Raw genomic sequence first — 19,567 nt, 5'->3', positions numbered from 1 at the left:
ATATATCATGTTTGGTTTTTTAAAAAAGCTTCCTGAAAAGCTCACACGCGTTACATCGGGTGGTAAGGTAATCAAGGAGATCGATGGTCTGCGGTTCCTGGCTATATTTCCGGTTGTCGTTCAACATTTGAGTGAGCGTTTTGAGCGCTATACATCTACCACATTTACTCCGGGTAGCGAATATGAATTCACGCATTTTGTCACCAACAGAGGATTTATAGGAGTATATATATTCTTTGCCATCAGTGGTTTTATACTCGGTCTTCCGTTCGCAGCGCATAGTTTAAACAACGCAAAGAAAGTCGATCTGAAGAGTTACTTCTGGCGGAGAATCACGCGGCTGGAGCCTCCCTATATTATTGTTATGACCATTTTCGCACTGGCCGTGGTGGTGATGGGATACTATACCTTTCAGGACATTATACCGCATTATTTTGCGAGTATATTCTACTTGCATAACATCATTTATAAAGGATGGACGTTTATCAATCCACCCGTTTGGACACTGGAGATCGAAGTGCAGTTTTATATACTCGCTCCGTTCCTGGCTTTGTTCTTATTCAAACCCAAATCTGCCCTGTTGCGCAGATCGTTACTGATCGGTTTTATATTGGTGCTAATGCTTTTGCAACAACATTTCCGCATCCTTCACCAGTTTACGAAACTCACGATTCTCGGTCATCTTCATTTCTTTTTACTAGGCTTCATCTTCGCAGATTTTTACCTGAATGAATGGAAGGAAGGCATACGGAAGCATGCGGTATATAACTATATCGCGATACTGAGTTTTGTGTCTATGATATTAATCTGGAGCTGGAATCATGAGCTGCTTAATCGCATCGGATTTTTAATTTGCTTGTTCTTACTATTCTATTCTGTATTCAAAGCTACCTGGGTTAACAAGTTCATTACCACACCCTGGATAACCGCGATCGGAGGGATGTGCTATAGTATATACCTGATACATTTGCCGTTTATTGAATTCTTTATTCGGGCAACAAAAAATATTACAATAACGCATTCCTTTACCATCAATTATTTGTTTCAGCTTTTAATCATTATACCCTTCCTGTTGGGAATAAGCATAATCTTTTACCTGCTCGTTGAAAAACCATGCATGTATAAAGACTGGCCTCAGCGGTTACGGAAAAATATTCAAGCCCGGTTTGCAGTAACCAGCAGGGAAGAGGCTTAGCGAACTAAGCCCTTTTCCTGCCAATCACCTGGATCGCATTCCCGGTTTTTTTGGGGAAGTATAACAGGGGATCTAATAATACAAAGGCTTTGCAGAACGGTAGACACATCAACTGGACTGCAGAGCCTCCTTTTTTACTCAGGAACCCAACTTCCCAACCGATACGCGATAGTATACCATCCGTAGCTGAACTATATACTATATCGAAGCCTTCTTCGCGAAAGCGATTCTCCAGGCCAGCCAGATCATATACCTGCCCTATATGCGCATCATCCAACCAATGCTGGTGGTCTTCGAATAAAGAGTCGGGTAAAATAGTATTTTGCGTCAGGTTCGGAATTTTCACGAGTAGATAACCACCGGGTTTTAATTTCTCGTAGCAATCATGAAAAGGCATTTGATCTTCTGAGATATGTTCGAATACATCGACCGCAAAAATGAAATCAGCGTCATCTTCTTCAAGCTGATCGATCGTATTAGAGAATATATCTACATTCTTTAAGTTAATGTGATTCACGACTTCTTTTAATTTTTCAACACGTTCGGGCAGGATTTCTACCGCAGTGAATTTAGTTTCCGGCAACGCTTCGGCCATCATAAAAGTAAATTCGCCAAGGCCGGCTCCCAGGTCGATAATATTCCTGAATGAGTTTATCGGAAGTGTATCCAGAAGATTTATAAATACACGCGAGCGGGCGTAGTTGCCTACATTGGTATATCCGAAGATATTGTAAATCATTTTTGAGATAAAAGGGGACCGCTTCATTCGCTCACTGCAAATGTGTTGGGTCCTTCCATAGTGATAATTCATGGTTACGACAGTTAGGATGTTGATAAGGATAGTACGAGAGTATAGATCAGGTATATCTATACCTTTATTTGACATAGGTATCACGGCTTTTCCATTGCCAGGAGCATTGGACACACCATGCGGGGGGAGCTTTAAAATCTCAACGCGTTACTTCTCTGTTCGGAGAAGAGACTTAGTAAATAATTGGAATAGACATAGAAAGATTATGCGCTGACATAACAAAAACAGTCAATGTAAATTTTCCGTTGCCTATCGTTGGTTTTTACTTGGTGATTTTCTTGGCAGCGTTATAGAGTATAGGAGGTGTAATTTGCTTTACGATTTCCTTTACCGAAATTCTAGATTTATCGATATGCGGCCTCGCTTTGAAAAGTGTTGAATGGCTTTCGAGTCCACTGTTTATTTCGCTTGCAGGCCTTCCATTGGTATAATAATACAACGCCAAAGATTTACGACTTCTTTCAGGAGGACACTTGAGTGCATCCGGATGACCATGGAATGAGAAATCTGTTGTAGTAAAGATGGCCATGCGATTAAATACAGGGAGGATTTTCTTGATGCTATGTTTCATCTCTGTGTCCCATAATTCAAAATAACCGCCCCATTCCTCATGCCAGTCCTTATTCAGATATACCAGTACATTTAGCCTTCTGTCCAAATTAGTCAATTTGTTTTTATTGAAGTCTGCATGAATCTTTAATAGTCCACCGGGCATGATCTGATGACATCCGCCACCATCAAAGTAAGGATCGGGAATTAACGCGTCAATTCCGGTAAGTGTAGATAGAAATTCGAGAAACGGTTGGGAGTTTAAAAAATGCATGAACTCTTTAGTCTCTTCACCAAAACGGTATTCGCCTTTTGAGGCAAGTTTGATTTGATTTGTATCTTCAAATTTCAAATCAGGTTTTTTACTCATATCAGGAAACTCAGTTAGAATTTCCGATAGTCTTTCATCGTTGAAGAAGTTGTCGAAGTAAATGTTAGGGAAAGGGTCAGCTGTTTTATACTCTTCACTCTTCCTTTTAGCGAGCCGGTGTAGCTCATCGACAGTCATGTTGATAAATTTCATAGGGTCAGGGGTTTTTTAGTATAGAGGTAATTTTAAAAACGCTCAAGGCGCATTTATTTCAACTGGAACATGCTTAATTAGGGGATTAATAAAATCCAATGAATTTACAGAAATCGTTTGAAATTTCTTTTATGGACATACTTTAACTTTTATCACATAATGATGTTACGAAGATCCCTCTTATTGTTCACCGCACTTTCTATACCTGCGATATTGTCTATATATATACCACCGGATGAATTCTATCCGGCAGGATTTGTAAGCCTCGCAATTCCGGTTTTGATGCTGTGCAACTTTTGTATACTGGTATATTTCCTCGTCAGGCGAAGCCGTTGGGCCTTTGCACCTGCAGCTGTCCTATTGCTCTTTTTGATCGTAGTGAAGGGAATGATTTCATGGGGAGGTATTTCCGGTAAGAAAGAAGCTGCAGCGACTGCAAAAATTATGTCCTATAACGTGAAGTCATTGGGGTATTATAGCAGAGACACAGCCTACCAATGGAATTTAACAGCGTTCTCTTCCTGGCTGAAGCAAGTAAAACCGGATATACTATGCCTTCAGGAATCTGTACCCACCAACTTCAACAGCATACTTCCTACATACTATCGCTATTTTTCAGGTAAAGAGACTATGGAAGGTGATAGCCTGGGGCTGTTTATTCTTTCACGATTTCCTATAGCAGATGCAGGAAAGATTGAGTTCGCCTTTAACTCCTATAATCGTTTAATATGGGCCGATGTTGTAATTAACAAGGACACCGTAAAAATTATCAATGTCCATTTGAAGTCGTATAACTTCTATAAAACATCACGATTCAAAAAACTGAAGAATATAAAGAATGGACTAATTGCGAGAAGTTACCATGCAAAGCTGATTCGTGAATTTATAGCCCGCTCACGTTATAAGGTGATATTATGCGGGGACTTTAACGAGCCCCCCCATGGTTATGTATATCACACGATCTCAGAGCCCCTGCACAATGCGTTTGAAGATGCCGGCCTGGGATATGACTTCTCCTATTGGTTTGCAGGTGCACCGGTTCGCATCGATCATGTTTTTGCAGATCCAGGAATTTCCTTCCTGGACTACAAAAGTTATCATGATGTTACTTTGTCTGATCACTATCCGATTGAGACAAATATTGCTTTGCCAATTTCGGATTAATGTATACCTCGATGATGGAGTCTTCCAGTTTACGAGGCGCAAGGAATGTATTGTTTAATGTATAGTGTTTCTGAAGCTCATCTCTGACTTTGTAGGGGTAAAACTCCGTAAGGCTGGGAATGTCTTCAAAGAGCACTACATCATAATATCCCTGACGTACACGTTCATTGATCTGATCAATTTCCCGCTGGAACATGCCGATGTTTACATGGAACCATAGGGGATGATTGGTAAGTGGAGTATATCCGAATTCTTTTGCCAGCGATGTGATCTCTGACATGTTCAATACTTTCAGATTTTTATCGCGGATGAATGGAAGCTTTGCTAAGCTATCAATTCCGGCAATGGTACTTTCCGGTAACATCACATGCTTTAAAGTTTGATAGTTGGCAGTTGTTTTCCACGGACTTGATTTAACGAGAGGTGTCGTACCGGTCGCTTGTTTTTTAGTACGCAAATGAAAAATGTCTGCTACATATTTCCAGTATCCCGCCGAGTAAATGATCATAACAAAAAACAATATAGCAGCAGCAGGTTTCAATTGAGAGGTCCATCGCTGCCAAGGGAAGAAGTTTAAAATACATGCAAACCCAAAGGCATGGTAATACGTCATGTGATCCGTGGGGAGTGGGCTTGTCATCTTGGTAACGATAGCTTGTGCAATGAGACACACGCAAATTGCTACCAGTGTAAATTGGTCTTTATCCTGAAAGAATTGTTTAAAGGACTTGAAAGAGAACAAAAGTAAAATGGTGATCAGAGCAAGGTAAATCTTCTCAACTACTGAACCTTCCAGGAATGTATTTAACAATAAGACAATGTCAAGGCGTGAACTGTGCGGTGCCTGTCCGTAATTGAACCAATATGAAAAATCAAATGGAATAAATGGGACAATGGCCAGTAGGCCTACCGTTAGTGTAGCAACAAAGTACACGACAACGGGCATTCTTTCTTTCTCTACGATGGCACGGTAGCCCAGCAGAAATAAACTTAGCAGAATACAAATAGCTCCTACATCTTGTTTTGTAAAGAATGTGACAACAGAGAATAAACTGGCCAACCCAATCCAGCCAATTTTCGATTTGGTACTCTCTGCATTGAAAGATTGCGTCAAAAAGAACAACGCCACCAATTCGTACACTACAACGGAGTGGTTATACCACGGCCAGAAGTTGTACACTATATATGTAAGGCAGAATACCAGGATGCTTAAAGTAACAGCATACGGTTTTAATTTCAGGTTATATAGAATGCCGCGTAATGAAAGCATACTGATCAGGTTAATAAAAACCTGTGCTTTCACCAATGAAAGAAATGTAGGGCCGAATACTTTAAAGAATAAAGCCGGAATGAGCCAGTAACATATTCCCATAGGCAATCCAAAATCTTCAAATGGAATTTGTCCTATAGAAAGCCTGTAAGCACCTTCCCATGATAAAAAGATATTAACTCTGTAGGGAAGTTTAATGAATAGGGGGATGACTAGAAATGGAACGCAGATCGCTAGATCAACGGACCGGGGATGTTTGTCTTGCACAATTTTTTAAGATTAAAACCATTCAAAGATAATCTTTTAACCATTTGGAAGGGAGAGTATTAGTAATAATTTTACACTACTAAATGTTACTATAGTAATGCGCTTCTTCTACCTCTTAAGAATCCATCATTGGATTAAAAACCTTTTTGTCTTCATACCAGCTTTCTTCGCGGGGCGGTTATTGGAAAAAGACATTGTCCTATTGCTCGGCCAAGGCTTTCTATGTTTTTGCCTGATGGCATCTGCTATCTATATCCTGAATGACTATCGGGATATTGAAGCAGATAAAGTACATCCTGTAAAAAAGAAACGTCCACTCGCATCCGGAAAAGTATCACCAACACTCGCGTTGGTAATTATGGTCTTGTTGTTCATTGTCTCATTGGGTTGGTCCTATAGCTTATCTGCTAATCCAACGTTTGCAATACTGGTATTGGTATATGGTGTCATCAATATCGGTTACTCTCTTGGCCTTAAGAATTTATCACTCGTTGATATCTTCCTGGTGTCATCCGGGTTTTTGATTCGCGCTGTAGCAGGTGGTATATTGATTGGTGTTATTATATCACAATGGCTTATCATCATGGTGTTCCTGTTGTCTATCTTCCTTGCCTTTGCAAAACGAAGAGATGATCTTGTCCTCGCACAGACTTCCGGTACAGCCTTGCGCGCGTCCGTGAGACAGTATAACATTGAGTTTATCAATACGTGTCTTGCATTGATTTCCGGAGTCATCATGGTGTCGTATATCATGTACACGATTTCGGAAGAAGTAGTTGATCGCATCAACAGAGATTACCTATACATTACAGCGCTTTTTGTATTCGCGGGCTTACTTCGGTATTTGCAGATCACCCTGGTGAACAACGATAGCGGGTCGCCTACAAAAATTTTGCTTACCGACAGGTTTATACAATGCACCATCGTTGGCTTTGTAATCACATTCCTGATCATTATATATATATAATCGGAAGTGTTCGCTGTATACTTTATTCGGACAACGTAATTTGGGACAATCTATGAGCAACAAACCTGCTCTCGCTTTATTTGATTTTGACGGAACAGTCACAACGCGTGATACCTTGTTCGAGTTTATCATGTATAGCAAAGGGAAAGTACGCTTCTTCTCTGGCTTCTTGTTACTGGCACCCGTGCTTACTCTTTTTAAAGCAGGTGTGATATCAAATTCAAAAGCAAAGCAAATTGTGATGGTGCATTTCTTTAAAGGAACAAGCGTCGCAGAATTCAATAATGTTTGTCTCGCATTTGCCAATGAACGCGTACCACCGCTTATCCGCCCCAAGGCTCTGGAGGAAATCAGACAACACAAGGCAAACGGACATAAAGTAATTATAGTCTCAGCGTCTCCTGAAAATTGGGTGCGCCCCTGGGCAGAGAGCCTGCAGGTTGAATGTATAGCAACGCGACTTGAAGTTGTCTCTGGAAAATTAACAGGACGTTTCGATGGGATGAACTGCCATGGTGAAGAGAAAGTACTTCGTGTACAAAAATATCTGGACACGAAGGAGTATCCTGTTATCTATACCTATGGCGATACGAGTGGCGATCGCCCCATGCTGGCATTGGGTACACATTCACACTACAAGCCGTTCAGGCAGTAAAGCGAAGACTGGAGAAAGGATTGGAGCAACCAGTTTTATAGGGGTTGAAAAATCCGACATACGTTACCTTTTGTTTCGTGTCCATTTTGTTCAGGAAGAAATCAGTTGAGAGTAGAAACTGTCCCGTAATCATACTTCTATACTGCATATACTTGTGATGATATTTCACTTTTAAACCAAGTGAAAACAAGAAATGCTGGACACAGATGAACATCTTCTTCGAGAATGAGAATTTGTCCCAGAAGTATTCCTTTTTGGCATCCGCTATAAACCGGTCAATAACGTCATCTCCCAGATCAAGGGCTTCACTATCCTTCACAAGAATTCGTTTCACTACTTTATCAAAACTCAAGAGGAAGTAACCTGCTATAGCGGCGAGTATAGCGAGCGAAGATATACGGATGAAAGAGCGTCTGTTCATAATTATACCAGTTTATCTGCAGCGCGAAGTGATAATGCTGCCAACGTCAATGTAGGATTGGAAGGTGTGATAGTAGGGAAGGAGCTGCCTCCTAAAACCGCCAGGTTTCTATACTGATGATGAATCAGGTTGGGATCGATTACACCCGTGGAAGCATCTTTACTCATGCGCGTTGTCCCCAGAATATGTGCCTCTGAAGGTTGGTATTTATCATCGAGGTAAACGTTTTCAATCGGGAGCGCTCCAAATATTTTGTTGATGTTATTTTTCAGGTAATCATAACCTTTTGCAACGTAGTCACTATGCGCAACGTAAGTTACCTGCGGAATCAACGGGTCTGGAGACTTTTCAACTTTGTTTCCGGCCTGCGGAATATCTTCAAATACAAATTTGAACTTGGCTATATTTCTCCACTTTCCCTGTTCGTAGCGTATAAAGACATCGTTATGGCTTTCAACAATACACGCCGCGCGATCTGACCGGTGTGCTCCGTCATATAGCATAAAGCCGTTGGCTGTGATGATAGAACTTCCACCTACATTCTGAAAATCCTTCAAATCGAAATAGCCATAATAACCCACTTGTTCTGAGAGATTACGGCCGGTGTGAATATTGGTATCTCCGGAATTCAACAAGATGTGCGCGTTGAAAATGGCATTTGCTCCCAACGCAAAAAGATCCGCTGTTGCTTTTTTATCCTGATTGTCATTCCTGTATTGGACAGCACGAATCACATTGTTCTGAGTGTCCAATTGGATTACCTGTGCCTGGTATATAACTTCTACGCGCGGATCACTATAGATTGAACTCTTAAAACCGTTTTCGATCGTGAATTTTGCTTCTACCGGACAAAGGTGACATATAGCACTGGTGCAGCACTTGTTCCGTTTGTTTGATATACTGCTGCGTGCCGTTGGCTGACTGATATATAACTCGTCATACTCGCGTTGCAAGAGCTTATCCACCGTGCTTAGTTCGTGCGCAGGCTGAGGATATTTTTTGGACATCGGGTATGGAGTTTTGTCAGGTCCCGAGATGGACATGATCTCTTCGGTCTCTCCATAATACGATTCGATATCGCTATACTTTAGTGGCCAGTCTTCGCCCACATTGTATTTTGTCTTCAGCTCAAAGTCATTGGGCATGAAGCGTGGTGTACAGCCCGTCCAACAGTTGGAACTGCCACCAAAGCTTGGATCGAAGATCCATGATTTTTCAGGATTGTTATTCTTAAACGTACTGCCTCCATTACCACCGCTCACATAGCTCACTTTTCCAAGCGGGCGGCTCCTGGCTTCCTGAAGTCTCTTCTGATGTGGAATGAACTCTCCGCGCTCCAATACAAGTACACGTACATTTGCATTGGACTTTTCAAGAAACTTCTTTAGGAAGAATGAAGACGCAAAACCGGTTCCAACCACTATTAAATTATAATGCATAGCAACATGTGGTAAAGTGTTAAAATAGCATAAGAATTTCAATAAATTGCAAGGTAACAATTTCAAACTTTAGCCATGAATTTCGTAAACCCTCGATTAGACAAATGGATTTGGTTTTTCTTTTTCCTGCTCATGAGTTTATATATATTATATGAGCACGCAACCAGTTGCCTGGCCATTGATCATGCCACACAGTTTACACGTCATAAGAATATAATTGCAGGGAACTCCGAGTTCTACAATCCATGGCAGTATAGAATCTTGTCTCCCTACATATTAGAATCATTGATACAGTTGTTTAATAAGGTACTGTCAGGTAAATACGAAATACTCCCGTATCTGTTTTTTAAATTCATACAAAATATGCTGATTTTTTACATCAGCTTTTATTATTACAAGTTGTTGAACATCAAAAACCCGATTCTGATTTTTACTGGTCTTATGTTGTTATGCTATACCATCAGTAACAGCGTTTTTCAATCGGATTTTTCCTTCAATACATATTTCGATATAATTTTCTATCTGCTGGCAGCCTGTGTTATACTGAATGGGAAATTCTATTGGATCATTCCCATCACATTTTTCGCGGCACTCAATCGGGAGACCAGTGGATTTATACCGTTCATGGTAGTCGTTCCGTTTCTGTTCGCGAATAAAGAATTGTTAACGAAAGAGAAGTGGATCATTACTGCTGCTTCGCTCGCTGTATTCGCCATTGTATTTGTATCTATACGATTATATTTTGGGTTTCAGGAAGCCGAAGGAATTCATGGCATGCGTAGTCCTTTCGCTTACTTGAAATTCAACCTTACATTTTTCAGGATGTATCCGCAGTTATTCGGAACACTCGGGTTGATACCTTTTATAACGGTTTTCGGTTTCAGGCGCCTACCCACTCCGTTGAAGAGCTGGTGCCTGCTGATCGTGCCCTTCTGGCTTGTAATCCACATGGTAAAAAGTACAGCGATGGAGTCAAGATTATTCCTGGTTCCTCAGGCACTGATCTTTATCCCTGCTATGCTCTGGTTAATCGAGGACTTCTATAAACGTTATTCACTTACTGCAGATCCTGTCAGGAAAGAGTAGATCAGCGGATTTACTTCATGCGACTTTTCAAAATGAGGCATGTGGCCTGCATCTTTAATTCCATGATGTTGAAGTGTTGGTGAGAGCGATTGATACGTTGCTATATTTCCGGTTGGGAAATACGGATCACGCTCACCGTAGATAAGAAGTACATCCTGGTGTAAATTTTTGAGGAGCTCTATATTTCGTTGATTTAAAGTATGCATCCAGGTAGAGTGGTTTACATACTTATATCCTTTAAACTCCATGAAATACTTCAGGCGTTCGCTATAGCTTTCAAAGAGCTGTTGATCGACAAATTCTTTACGTTGATTTTCAACTGCTTTAGGATACCAGTAAAAAGTCATAAGTAAATTTGAAACGACCGGCATCTTTAATAACGCGTTCGGTTTATAGTCCCCGGTGGTAGCGGGATCAAGAAAAACAATCTTCTTAACATGTTCAGGATACTTGTTTGCATACTCCAGGGCAACCATAGCACCCATCGACATGGAGATGATGGTAAAGGGTTGTTTGATTTGCAGAGTGTCCAGTAGCTGTGCAAGTTGGTCTACCATCAACGCTGGTGTATATACTATAGAAGGACGGTCCGTATAGCCACGCCCGTATAGATCGTACGCGAGCGTCTGGTATCCTTTCTTCTGAAAATATGGAATGTTGTTTCTCCATACTTCCATTCCGGTAATTCCTCCACCATGAATAAAGACAATCAACTCAGAAGAATCCTTCTTCTCATAATCATAATGAACGAGGCCGTGCTCCAGTGTAATAAATTTCCCAGGTGCGTTTGATCGGTCCTCATTGGTGAGGGCTTTCGTTTCCTGGTTCAGAGAGACAAAAAAATAGGATAGTACAAAAAGTACTATCCCACTTATTAAAATTGCTAACAGGGTCTTTTTCATAGAGAGGGTCTTTACACTATGCCTTCTTGATCACTTTGATTTTTGTTATACCTATAATTACTACGTATGTGCCTTGCGGTAAACCAGAGAGATCTAAGGTAACACTTTCATCCGATGCAGATACCGGGCGTTCAAGAACTGTATCACCCACTACATTGGCGATTGTGATTTTGGTTGCATGTGTACCCTGAAGGTTTACTACGAGTTTATCAACAAAAGGGTTCGGCGATGCTGAAGCACCATGTTCAGAAATTGCCTCATTCGCGGTAGGGAAGTAGCTCACATTGTCTGAGAATTTTGCGCAGCTTCCATTGGTAACTTCCACATTGTATACACCATGAGACGAAGGGTAAACCTCAGGTTGCGTCTGGCCATCCAGTGGTGTACCATCCAGATACCATTGATATTTATAGTTACTCTTGAAAGCAGTGGTAAGTTTATTCCCTGCAACGGAAACTTTTGGTTGTGATAAAGAGTCAATGGTAACACTGATCGCTTCAGCCACATTCACCGCTGCGCAATCCGTAAAACCATATCCTGCTTTTACTTCTACCAGGAATGTTCCGTTACCCAGTGATTCTTTGTTAAGCGATAGTTGAATCGCACCACCTGTAGAAAGAACTTTATCAGAAACCTGTTCGGTTCCGAAAAACGCCTGGTACTCAACATCCGCTTGCGTGTTTTCAATGTTTACGATTGGGCTACTGTCACAAACGCTGCTTGCACCAACAGACTGGATTGACTCCACTTCAGGTTTCTGCAAGGTAATTGTAAAGCGTGTTCCTTTGGACAGCACATTATCTGTGATGCTAAAGCTGTACGCGAAATCATTGGTTAATTCAACCTGTGTTCCGAGGAACGCATCCACCAGGTATGCTTTAGCGAGATATGTATTTATACCATTGAACTTCAATGTATAGTTTCCTTTCGCTGCGTTGTCAATGTTCAACGGTATATCATGTTTACAGAAATCACTTGAAACAATATTGATTGCAAGTGAAATGCCGTCTTTTGATTTTGAAGAAAGGTTGAAGTATGTATTGGATTGTTTTATAGCATCTTCAAACTTGTTATAGCTATCGGAAGCTGTAGCAGCTGTCTGAATATACGTTTCATCCACCAACGTTCCGTTTGTCATAGTAACTTCGAGGGCTTCAGTACTTGCACCGGATGCACGGTGGAATTCACCATCGGAAGTAAACTTCGCATTTTCGGTAATGATAAGCGAAGGTGTAGCCGAAGTAGTTTGTACCCAGAAAGATTGTCCCGGAGCGATGATACCATTTTCCAGGTTTCCGGTTGTTCCGTTCCAGACTCGCCATCTATACTCTGTTCCGAAGTTTTCGCGAACGCTTACTGTGTTGCTCACATTTTGCATGGAAGACCATTTGCCATCGGCACTGCTGCCTGTCCATTGTATAGGTGCCGGATATGGATTACCTAATAAATTCCATCCATTGTCCTGTCCTGATGTTCCGCCTGTGAGCGGGAATATAAATGAACCTTGATAAGGGTTGCCGGTAACTTCCCATGTAGTAGGATTTGTTCCTTCACGTACGAAGATTGCATAGCCTTTACCAATGCGTAAGCTGTCCTGGTTAGTGCCACCATTTGGAGGGAAGTTCAACCATCCACCGCCAGACTCATTGTAGTTAAACATAGTGGCTGTGTTTGAAGCTAAACCTGTTCCTGTGCTTCTGCCTGTGAAAATACCAGTAACAGGTATATATTTCTGTATGTCCGCTACTTTCATTCCTTTTATAGGAGACGCGATATAGCGGTATATTCTCCCTTCACCTGGCATGAAGCGCTGATACGTGATGTCGCCAGTGATTTTTGCACCAGACAACAGTGGGCCTATACGCGCGCTTCCGCTCGCGTTGGATACCAGTATCATATTGCCGTTATATGTATTCAGTTCACCTCTTGTAAGAGTAACCAGGTCGTATGCTTTGATAAGACTCAATAGGTTAAATTCAGCAGCACCTGTAGAGGATAGCGTAAGGTTGTTGATATTGTTATAGGTGTCGCTGAACAACAAGTTCGAAGAAAGGGTAGAGGTTGTTGTCAGTGTAAGGTCACCACTATTCATAGCAATCGATCCGGTTTCGCTGTCAGGGTTGATGGAAACATTTCCATTCATTACCAGGTTGTTGTTATCAAGTTGCAGTATAGAGCCTGTTTCCAGAACCAGTCCACCTCCGTTTGCATTTCCGATATATAGGTTGACAGGGTTTTCTCCATTGTCAATAGACAATGCATCACCATAATCCAACGTAAGTTGATATATACTTAAGTCTTCATCGGGATTTACCGTGAGCGTATGCGCTTTGCCGCCTTTGAAAATTATAGAATATAGCTGATTGCTGGTGAGTGAACTTCCTGAACCCAGGAATGAAAGATTGCCATCAAGCGAAACCACCGAGAGGTTAGGTTCACTGCCTTGGATAGCAACCTGATCAGCAACGCTCAGGTTTCCTTTTACTTTGATCGAGCTAAGCGGTAGTGTTTTTGTTGACTGCGGTGTATTCAGATTCAGGTTTCCATAGGAGCCGGAAGGAACTGCGCCATCTACGTTGAAGTTTACGGTAGAGGTCGTTGCCAATACTCCAAAGGAAGGAATCGTTGTATTGTTCAGGTTGATCGTTGCATTGCCAGTCGCTTCCAGTTTGCCGGTGAGCGCTGCATTTAGGTTAAGCGTTATACCTGTACCTACGGTGATCTTTGAACCCGTTCCAGTTACTGCCCATGCTGACGCCAGGTTTACTTCTCCTGTACGATTTTGAATGTAGTAATACTGAAATCCATTGGTGAAGTTCGGAGGAGCAGTACCCGTACCGTTGGTGTTAGTGCCCCATGTACTCAAGTCCTGAAGGTTACCTGTAGCTTTTGAATAGTAAGATATAGGGGTAGCGCCCGTGCGGAACAGTTTGGAATTAGGAATAACCTGTTTATTTAAACCAGTGCCTGATCCCGGAGGATCGTACGATACCGTGAGGGTTTGTGTAAGACTGTTTGCATAAAAATACTCAACACGGATAGCATGCTTACCAGTAGTAGTAATGTTCACCACTTTATTTTTTTCCACCGGACCGCTTTTCACGGCATCATTATCAATCTGCAGTACGCCATCCAGATATAGGCGGCTTCCGTCATCTGAACGTGTAAAGAAATTGTAGTTTCCGGTTTGATCAATCTGGATATAGCCTTCAAATACAAAAACGAATTTAATGTTTTTGTTTCTTACCGAAATATCAAAGTTACTCACCACACCTTGTTTAACAGGCGTTTGTGTAGTGGTAAAATAGCTGGCAAGTGTAAAATTTGCTGCTACTGTGTTAGGTTCGTAGTATGAATAGAACAAACCATTCTGAGGCGTTAAGGTTGTTACCTGTATAGCTTCTCCTGGGAAATCAGAGAAATTACCCCGTGAATCAACAGCACGAACGTTTACAAAATATGTTGTATTCGGAGCGAGGTTAGTTATAGTATAGCTCGTTGCTGTAACAGCATTGCTTACTAGTGTAGAGCCTTGGTATACTTCATATTTAGCAACACGGTCGTTGTCAGTTGAAGCATCCCAGGAAATAGAAATTTGAGTATCGGTTATATTCGTAACAGTCAGATTACCTGGTGAACTTGGTTTAATAAGATCATTCGGTAAAGTTATAGTTCTCTCGACAGCAAACCTTCCATCACCAGAACCCGCAGAGCGAACGCGGTAGAAATATTTCGCCATCGGTCTCAAGCCTTTGTCGTTATAGGAAGTACTGTTGGCAGGGACAATGGCCACTAATCTATAAGGCTCGCTGGTATAGCCGTTCGAGTTGTTTCGGTTTCTCCAGATCTCAAAGTATTCTTCGTTGGTGGAATTATCAGTCCACGTAATTTTAACTTCTGTTTCAGACACTGCGGTCAAACCGTTGGTAGCAACGGTAGGAGCGTTGGGCGTAACGTGTGGGCTAGTGTACGTAACAGCAACGGGTGATGAGAGTAAACTCAGACAGCCAGAATTTTCACGAACCTTTACGGCATAGTTTCCGGCTTCTGCAGTTGTACCGGCAGTACCTGACGCATTCAGGAAGTATGCAATTTTTATATTGCTTGTAGTCGTATCAAAAGCGACCCCGTCTTTATACCAGTAGTAGGAAGGGAATCCTTCTGTGGCAGTAAGTTTTAATGTATCATTTTTAGCACCGCTAAAGTCGATCGGCAAAATACGTGTACCGGTATTTGTGAGTACCGGTGAGTATGTGGAGTTCGATTTAGGAGTGATCTGGATTGGATATGATTCAGCCCACTTATTATTCCTTCTCAGGAATTTGACTTTATAGGTACCTGTTTGATTCAAGGTATAGTATCGGGTTGTTGCTCCCGGTATATCTACGCCATTATAAGTCCATTGATATTGCAGAAAGCCGTCAGAGAAGCCAAGCTTGATCGAGCCATTCTCACAAAGCTCGGTAGTGCCACCAAATACATATATATTCTTCTTATTCTGACTTCGGATCCATGGAAAAAAGTTAGCCTCTGCATAAGCAGTGGTCCATGTTCCGTGACCCAGAGTCGGATAGAAAGTATATATAGGAGCGGCCCCTTTGCTTTTTAACAAGTCGATAAGATCCTGAGCAGCCTGAGGTCTTGGGTTGGTATCCGTACCGCCCTGAAATAACCATGTTGGCATTGTAACCAGTATATCAGTCATCGCTTCGTATTCACTCCCTACGCCAGACATTGGCAAAATGGCCGCAAAAAGATCAGGGCGTTTTGCCGCTGCGTCCCATGTACCCTTTGCTCCATTTGAAAGTCCGTGAACAATTACCCGGTCCTGGTCTACATTATATGTACTGATGAAGTGCTCGACAATGCCGATCGTCATGCGCATATCATTGCTGATAGCGCCATCTTCCCAGCCATTCTGCCAGCTACCACTGTGGCTGACTTGTGGCATAATTACTATACCCGGAAATGCTTTTGGATCGGAAGCTGATTTTAAAACAGCCGCTACATGTGATGGCCCGGCGTGAGCTGTGTTAGTACTGTTGTTATCATATTGAAGATCATCTGGTCCGTAATCATAACGGCCGGCCCATGAACGGCCGGATTCACCAGCTCCATGCAACATTAATATTAACGGATACTTTGTGAGTGTATCTTTCTTATTATACCCATTCGGGAAAATTACTCTGAAGTTCATGAATTCATTTACCACAGAGCCCGTGCTCTTCCAGTAAGTATATTCACGCAACCGCGCTTCATTGGTGAAGCTTGCCATTTTGTAATAGTGACCGAGTTGGTTGTTTCGAAGAGTATATCCACTGTCGTAGTGAATAACCGTTTGAGAAAATACAGGAGCTGAAAATGCCACAATAATGTATAGCATTGCAGCAGCAAGGAACTTAGGTAGAGACATAGGATTAAAGAGCCATTAAACAATTATAGACTTACAAAAGTAACGATATATAACCGAGGTAATAAAAAAGTAACTTTTAATTTTTTTAGAACACCGTGCTCACCGTGTAAATTCTAAAAAGCTCCTTTCCACTTTAATCAAACGGATGAAATAAAAAACGCTGCCTCTTGGAGGCAGCGTTTTAAAGGGGGAGAATTCGAGAAAATTAATTTTTCTTAATAAATCTTATTCTTTTTGAGTCGATGCCAAGTATATAAGCTCCGTCTTTTAGGTCAGAAACTTCTATGTTTTTGATGTCCTGTGCTCCATCAACCTGGATCTTTCTAACCGGGTTACCGATCTGATCATAGATTGTGATGGTTTGAGCTTTCAATTTTGTAAGGTCAACTGAAAGTGTATTCACAACAGGGTTAGGATATACCGATACCGTTGCATCAGGGCTAGCCATCCGCGCTCCGGAGCCACCGTTGCCCAGGAATAGTTTTGCATTGGGGATAGATTGCTTAGGAGCACTTCCTGCAGGATCGTATTGTACATTTAGTACTTCACCACCTCCGTTTTCGAAGAAGGTTACTTTGATAGCGTATCTGCCGGCAGAAGCGAAATTATATACTCCGCTGCGTTCCTGTGTTCCGTGCAAGCCGTCATTTTCTACTACCATGGTACCGTTGATATATAGTCTGCTGCCATCATCTGAAGAAGTATAGAAAGTATAGGCTCCTATATCATCGATCTGGATATATCCATCGTAAGAGAATACGAACAGATCATTTTGATTTCTCACACTGATGTCAAAATTGTTTACAATACCAGTCTTAACAGGAGCTTGATTGAAATCAAACGTTGCTAAGCTTGATATAGAACTTTCAGATTCATAGTAAGTATAGGAGAGTCCGCTTTCTGGTGTAGTGAAGGATATAGCACCTGCAGCAGAAACATTATTTCTAGCATCAACAGCTTTTACTTCTGCATTATAGGTAGCACCTGGGACAAGTCCTGTTAATACAAAGGAGGTAGTTGTAGATGTTCCTGCAAGAGATGAGTTGAGGAAGATCTGATAGCTTGCTACCTGGTCGTTGTCTGTTGAAGCTGTCCACGAAAGTGTAGCCTGGAAACCGGTTGAGTTACTGATTGCAAGTGCTGTTGGAGCAGTAGGAGGTGTAGTATCTTCCTGTGTTGTAATCAGTTTTTCATTTGAGAACCGTGCATCATTTCCTCCTACGGCACGAATACGATAGAAGTATTGTGCATTAGGTCTCAAACCAGCATCTACGGTTGTCAATACGTTTTGTGAAACGATACCAACAACTTTATAGGGTTCTGAGCTATATCCGTTTGCTGCACGTCTGTTTCTCCAGATCTCATAATACTCTTCTGTTGGAGAGTCAGACCATGCCAGACTTGTTTGTGTAGAAGACAATACTGTAGCATTAGCCTGTACCGGAGGAGTAGGACCAACGTGCGGTGAAGTATATGCCATAGCAATCGCATTGGACTGCAAGCTTGAACAGCCTGAAGTTTCTTTAACTCTTACCGAGTATGAACCTGCTGTACCAGCAACGCCTGCACCTGTTGAGATGTTACGGATATTGGAAGTTGTAGTGGCAACCTGAGCACCATCTTTAAACCAGATGTATTGGCTATAACCAACAGGAGCAACAAGATCTACTACGTTGTTAGAGCTGATATCGATTGGAAGTACTTTTGATCCTGTGTTTGTTAAAGTAGGTGTAAAAGTAGATGCAGGTTGTGATGTTACATTGATCGGGAATGACTCGTACCATTGGTTGTTTGTTCTTTTGAACTTAACAGTATATGTTCCGGCTTGACCGGCATCATAAAACCGTGTTGTGGCACCCGGTATATTTGCACCGTTGAATGTCCATTGGTATTCGAGAAATCCAGCAGAGAACCCAAGCTTAATGGATTCGCCCAGACAGAATACCGGAGCATCTCCGAATACATATATATTACGTTTATCTTGTGCTAATAACCAAGAAAAGAAATCAGGCTCTGCATACGCAGCATACCATGTACCGTGTCCGGTATTTGGATAAAGTGTATAGCGTGGTTTCCCTCCTTTGCTGATCAGCATATTGATGATCGTTTGTGCCGAGGTTGGATTGGGGTTTGTATCCACGCCTCCCTGGAAAAGCCAAAGAGGAGTTGTTACCAGTACATTAGTCATAGCATCGGGACTACTGCCGACACCTGACATGGGGGCTATAGCAGCAAATAGATCAGGGCGCTTCGCTGCGAAGTCCCATGTTCCTTTAGCACCATTGGAAAGACCATGAACATAAACCCGGTTGATATCGGCATTATAGTCACTGATCATGTATTCAATAATTCTGGCGGCCATTAACTCGTTTTGAGTTTGCACGCCATTGGCCCAGCCGCTTTCCCATGCACCGCTGTGATTAACCTGAGGGAAAATTACAATACCTGGAAAGGCCCTTGAATTTGCCGGAGATCTGTTGACGGCATCACGATGTTCCTGACCTCCATGAAGAAGATTAAGACCATTGTTATCGTAACGAACATCACTCGGAGTATAAGTATAGTGTCCTTGCCATGATCTTCCTGATTCGCCCGCGCCATGAAGCATAACAATCATTGGATATTTTGTTGAACCGTTCTTTTGAAAACCGGCAGGGAAAATTGCGCGCCAGTTCATAAATTCTATAACGTTAGAACCGGACATGGAGCGATAGTCGAATTCTTTATACTGACTATCGTCCCAACTCACCATTTTGTAGTAGTGAGAGAGCTGATTGTTACGAAGCGAATAACCGCTATCATAAACGATTTGAGCGAATAATGTGGTTACGCAGCACATGCTGAGCAGACCACTAAGAAACCATTTAGCCATAGACATTAGAGGATTTGTTTTGTTTGTTTTAGA

Annotated in this window: 13 protein-coding genes; 5 read left to right on the top strand and 8 right to left on the bottom strand. The window is 41.9% G+C overall.

All coding sequences use genetic code 11. From position 1 onward, the window contains the following. Nucleotides 1-7: 7 nt before the first annotated feature. On the top strand, nt 8-1,195 hold the full coding sequence (locus tag B5Y40_RS20665; RefSeq protein WP_079688743.1) for an acyltransferase family protein: 1,188 nt from the start codon (nt 8-10) through the stop codon (nt 1,193-1,195). A 4-nt stretch (nt 1,196-1,199) separates the two neighbouring features. On the opposite strand, the gene B5Y40_RS20660 is transcribed toward B5Y40_RS20665, so the two are convergent. Further along, nucleotides 1,200-1,934: a class I SAM-dependent methyltransferase gene (locus B5Y40_RS20660; protein WP_159453761.1), complete on the bottom strand. Its 735-nt coding sequence runs from the start codon at nt 1,932-1,934 to the stop codon at nt 1,200-1,202. 334 nt (nt 1,935-2,268) lie between these two features. Continuing rightward, nucleotides 2,269-3,078: a 2OG-Fe(II) oxygenase gene (locus B5Y40_RS20655; RefSeq protein ID WP_079688741.1), complete on the bottom strand. Its 810-nt coding sequence runs from the start codon at nt 3,076-3,078 to the stop codon at nt 2,269-2,271. A gap of 159 nt (nt 3,079-3,237) precedes the next feature. Between B5Y40_RS20655 and B5Y40_RS20650 the strand changes: the two genes are divergently transcribed. Further along, on the top strand, nt 3,238-4,242 hold the full coding sequence (locus B5Y40_RS20650; protein WP_079688740.1) for an endonuclease/exonuclease/phosphatase family protein: 1,005 nt from the start codon (nt 3,238-3,240) through the stop codon (nt 4,240-4,242). Here the strand turns inward: B5Y40_RS20650 and B5Y40_RS20645 are convergent. Continuing rightward, nucleotides 4,184-5,779 carry a hypothetical protein gene (locus tag B5Y40_RS20645; protein ID WP_143785859.1) on the bottom strand — a complete coding sequence of 532 codons (1,596 nt, stop codon included), beginning with the start codon at nt 5,777-5,779 and terminating at the stop codon, nt 4,184-4,186. The genes B5Y40_RS20650 and B5Y40_RS20645 overlap by 59 nt on opposite strands. Before the next feature lie 97 nt (nt 5,780-5,876). Between B5Y40_RS20645 and B5Y40_RS20640 the strand changes: the two genes are divergently transcribed. Together B5Y40_RS20640 and B5Y40_RS20635 are read left to right on the top strand one after the other, a co-directional pair. Next, a complete protein-coding gene (locus B5Y40_RS20640) occupies nt 5,877-6,746 on the top strand; it encodes a decaprenyl-phosphate phosphoribosyltransferase (RefSeq protein WP_079688738.1) in 870 nt (289 codons plus the stop codon). Between the two features lie 52 nt (nt 6,747-6,798). Next, on the top strand, nt 6,799-7,401 hold the full coding sequence (locus tag B5Y40_RS20635) for an HAD family hydrolase (protein ID WP_079688737.1): 603 nt from the start codon (nt 6,799-6,801) through the stop codon (nt 7,399-7,401). Here the strand turns inward: B5Y40_RS20635 and B5Y40_RS20630 are convergent. Both B5Y40_RS20630 and B5Y40_RS20625 read right to left on the bottom strand, forming a co-directional pair. After that, a complete protein-coding gene (locus B5Y40_RS20630) occupies nt 7,391-7,822 on the bottom strand; it encodes a hypothetical protein (protein ID WP_079688736.1) in 432 nt (143 codons plus the stop codon). The genes B5Y40_RS20635 and B5Y40_RS20630 overlap by 11 nt on opposite strands. Nucleotides 7,823-7,824: 2 nt before the next feature. Beyond that, nucleotides 7,825-9,261 (bottom strand): GMC oxidoreductase, encoded by a 1,437-nt coding sequence (locus tag B5Y40_RS20625; RefSeq protein ID WP_079688735.1) that lies wholly within the window; start codon nt 9,259-9,261, stop codon nt 7,825-7,827. Between the two features lie 75 nt (nt 9,262-9,336). Here B5Y40_RS20625 and B5Y40_RS20620 point away from each other — a divergent pair, with 75 nt between their 5' ends. Continuing rightward, the gene (locus tag B5Y40_RS20620; protein ID WP_159453760.1) at nt 9,337-10,347 is read left to right on the top strand and encodes a hypothetical protein; all 1,011 of its coding nucleotides are present in this window, start codon (nt 9,337-9,339) and stop codon (nt 10,345-10,347) included. On the opposite strand, the gene B5Y40_RS20615 is transcribed toward B5Y40_RS20620, so the two are convergent. The 3 genes from B5Y40_RS20615 to B5Y40_RS20605 all read right to left on the bottom strand — a co-directional run bounded on the left by B5Y40_RS20615 (nt 10,311) and on the right by B5Y40_RS20605 (nt 19,534). Further along, on the bottom strand, nt 10,311-11,249 hold the full coding sequence (locus B5Y40_RS20615; protein WP_079688733.1) for an alpha/beta fold hydrolase: 939 nt from the start codon (nt 11,247-11,249) through the stop codon (nt 10,311-10,313). The genes B5Y40_RS20620 and B5Y40_RS20615 overlap by 37 nt on opposite strands. A 16-nt stretch (nt 11,250-11,265) precedes the next feature. Then, the gene (locus B5Y40_RS20610; RefSeq protein WP_079688732.1) at nt 11,266-16,662 is read right to left on the bottom strand and encodes a fibronectin type III domain-containing protein; all 5,397 of its coding nucleotides are present in this window, start codon (nt 16,660-16,662) and stop codon (nt 11,266-11,268) included. A 205-nt stretch (nt 16,663-16,867) separates the two neighbouring features. Further along, complete coding sequence (locus B5Y40_RS20605; protein WP_159453759.1) at nt 16,868-19,534, bottom strand: PA14 domain-containing protein; 2,667 nt, start codon at nt 19,532-19,534, stop codon at nt 16,868-16,870. Nucleotides 19,535-19,567 lie beyond the last annotated feature (33 nt).

Origin of the sequence: Ohtaekwangia koreensis, assembly GCF_900167975.1 — a bacterium.
Lineage (GTDB): Bacteria > Bacteroidota > Bacteroidia > Cytophagales > Cyclobacteriaceae > Ohtaekwangia > Ohtaekwangia koreensis.
This window is presented reverse-complemented; position numbering and strand designations above follow the sequence as displayed.

What these genes read in the sequence shown, in the direction of transcription:
- B5Y40_RS20665 (WP_079688743.1), top strand. Translation starts at nt 8, where the DNA reads ATGTTTGGTTTTTTAAAAAAGCTTCCTGAAAAGCTCACACGCGTTACA.
- B5Y40_RS20660 (WP_159453761.1), bottom strand. Translation starts at nt 1,934, where the DNA reads ATGATTTACAATATCTTCGGATATACCAATGTAGGCAACTACGCCCGC.
- B5Y40_RS20655 (WP_079688741.1), bottom strand. Translation starts at nt 3,078, where the DNA reads ATGAAATTTATCAACATGACTGTCGATGAGCTACACCGGCTCGCTAAA.
- B5Y40_RS20650 (WP_079688740.1), top strand. Translation starts at nt 3,238, where the DNA reads ATGATGTTACGAAGATCCCTCTTATTGTTCACCGCACTTTCTATACCT.
- B5Y40_RS20640 (WP_079688738.1), top strand. Translation starts at nt 5,877, where the DNA reads ATGCGCTTCTTCTACCTCTTAAGAATCCATCATTGGATTAAAAACCTT.
- B5Y40_RS20635 (WP_079688737.1), top strand. Translation starts at nt 6,799, where the DNA reads ATGAGCAACAAACCTGCTCTCGCTTTATTTGATTTTGACGGAACAGTC.
- B5Y40_RS20630 (WP_079688736.1), bottom strand. Translation starts at nt 7,822, where the DNA reads ATGAACAGACGCTCTTTCATCCGTATATCTTCGCTCGCTATACTCGCC.
- B5Y40_RS20625 (WP_079688735.1), bottom strand. Translation starts at nt 9,261, where the DNA reads ATGCATTATAATTTAATAGTGGTTGGAACCGGTTTTGCGTCTTCATTC.
- B5Y40_RS20620 (WP_159453760.1), top strand. Translation starts at nt 9,337, where the DNA reads ATGAATTTCGTAAACCCTCGATTAGACAAATGGATTTGGTTTTTCTTT.
- B5Y40_RS20615 (WP_079688733.1), bottom strand. Translation starts at nt 11,249, where the DNA reads ATGAAAAAGACCCTGTTAGCAATTTTAATAAGTGGGATAGTACTTTTT.
- B5Y40_RS20610 (WP_079688732.1), bottom strand. Translation starts at nt 16,662, where the DNA reads ATGTCTCTACCTAAGTTCCTTGCTGCTGCAATGCTATACATTATTGTG.
- B5Y40_RS20605 (WP_159453759.1), bottom strand. Translation starts at nt 19,534, where the DNA reads ATGGCTAAATGGTTTCTTAGTGGTCTGCTCAGCATGTGCTGCGTAACC.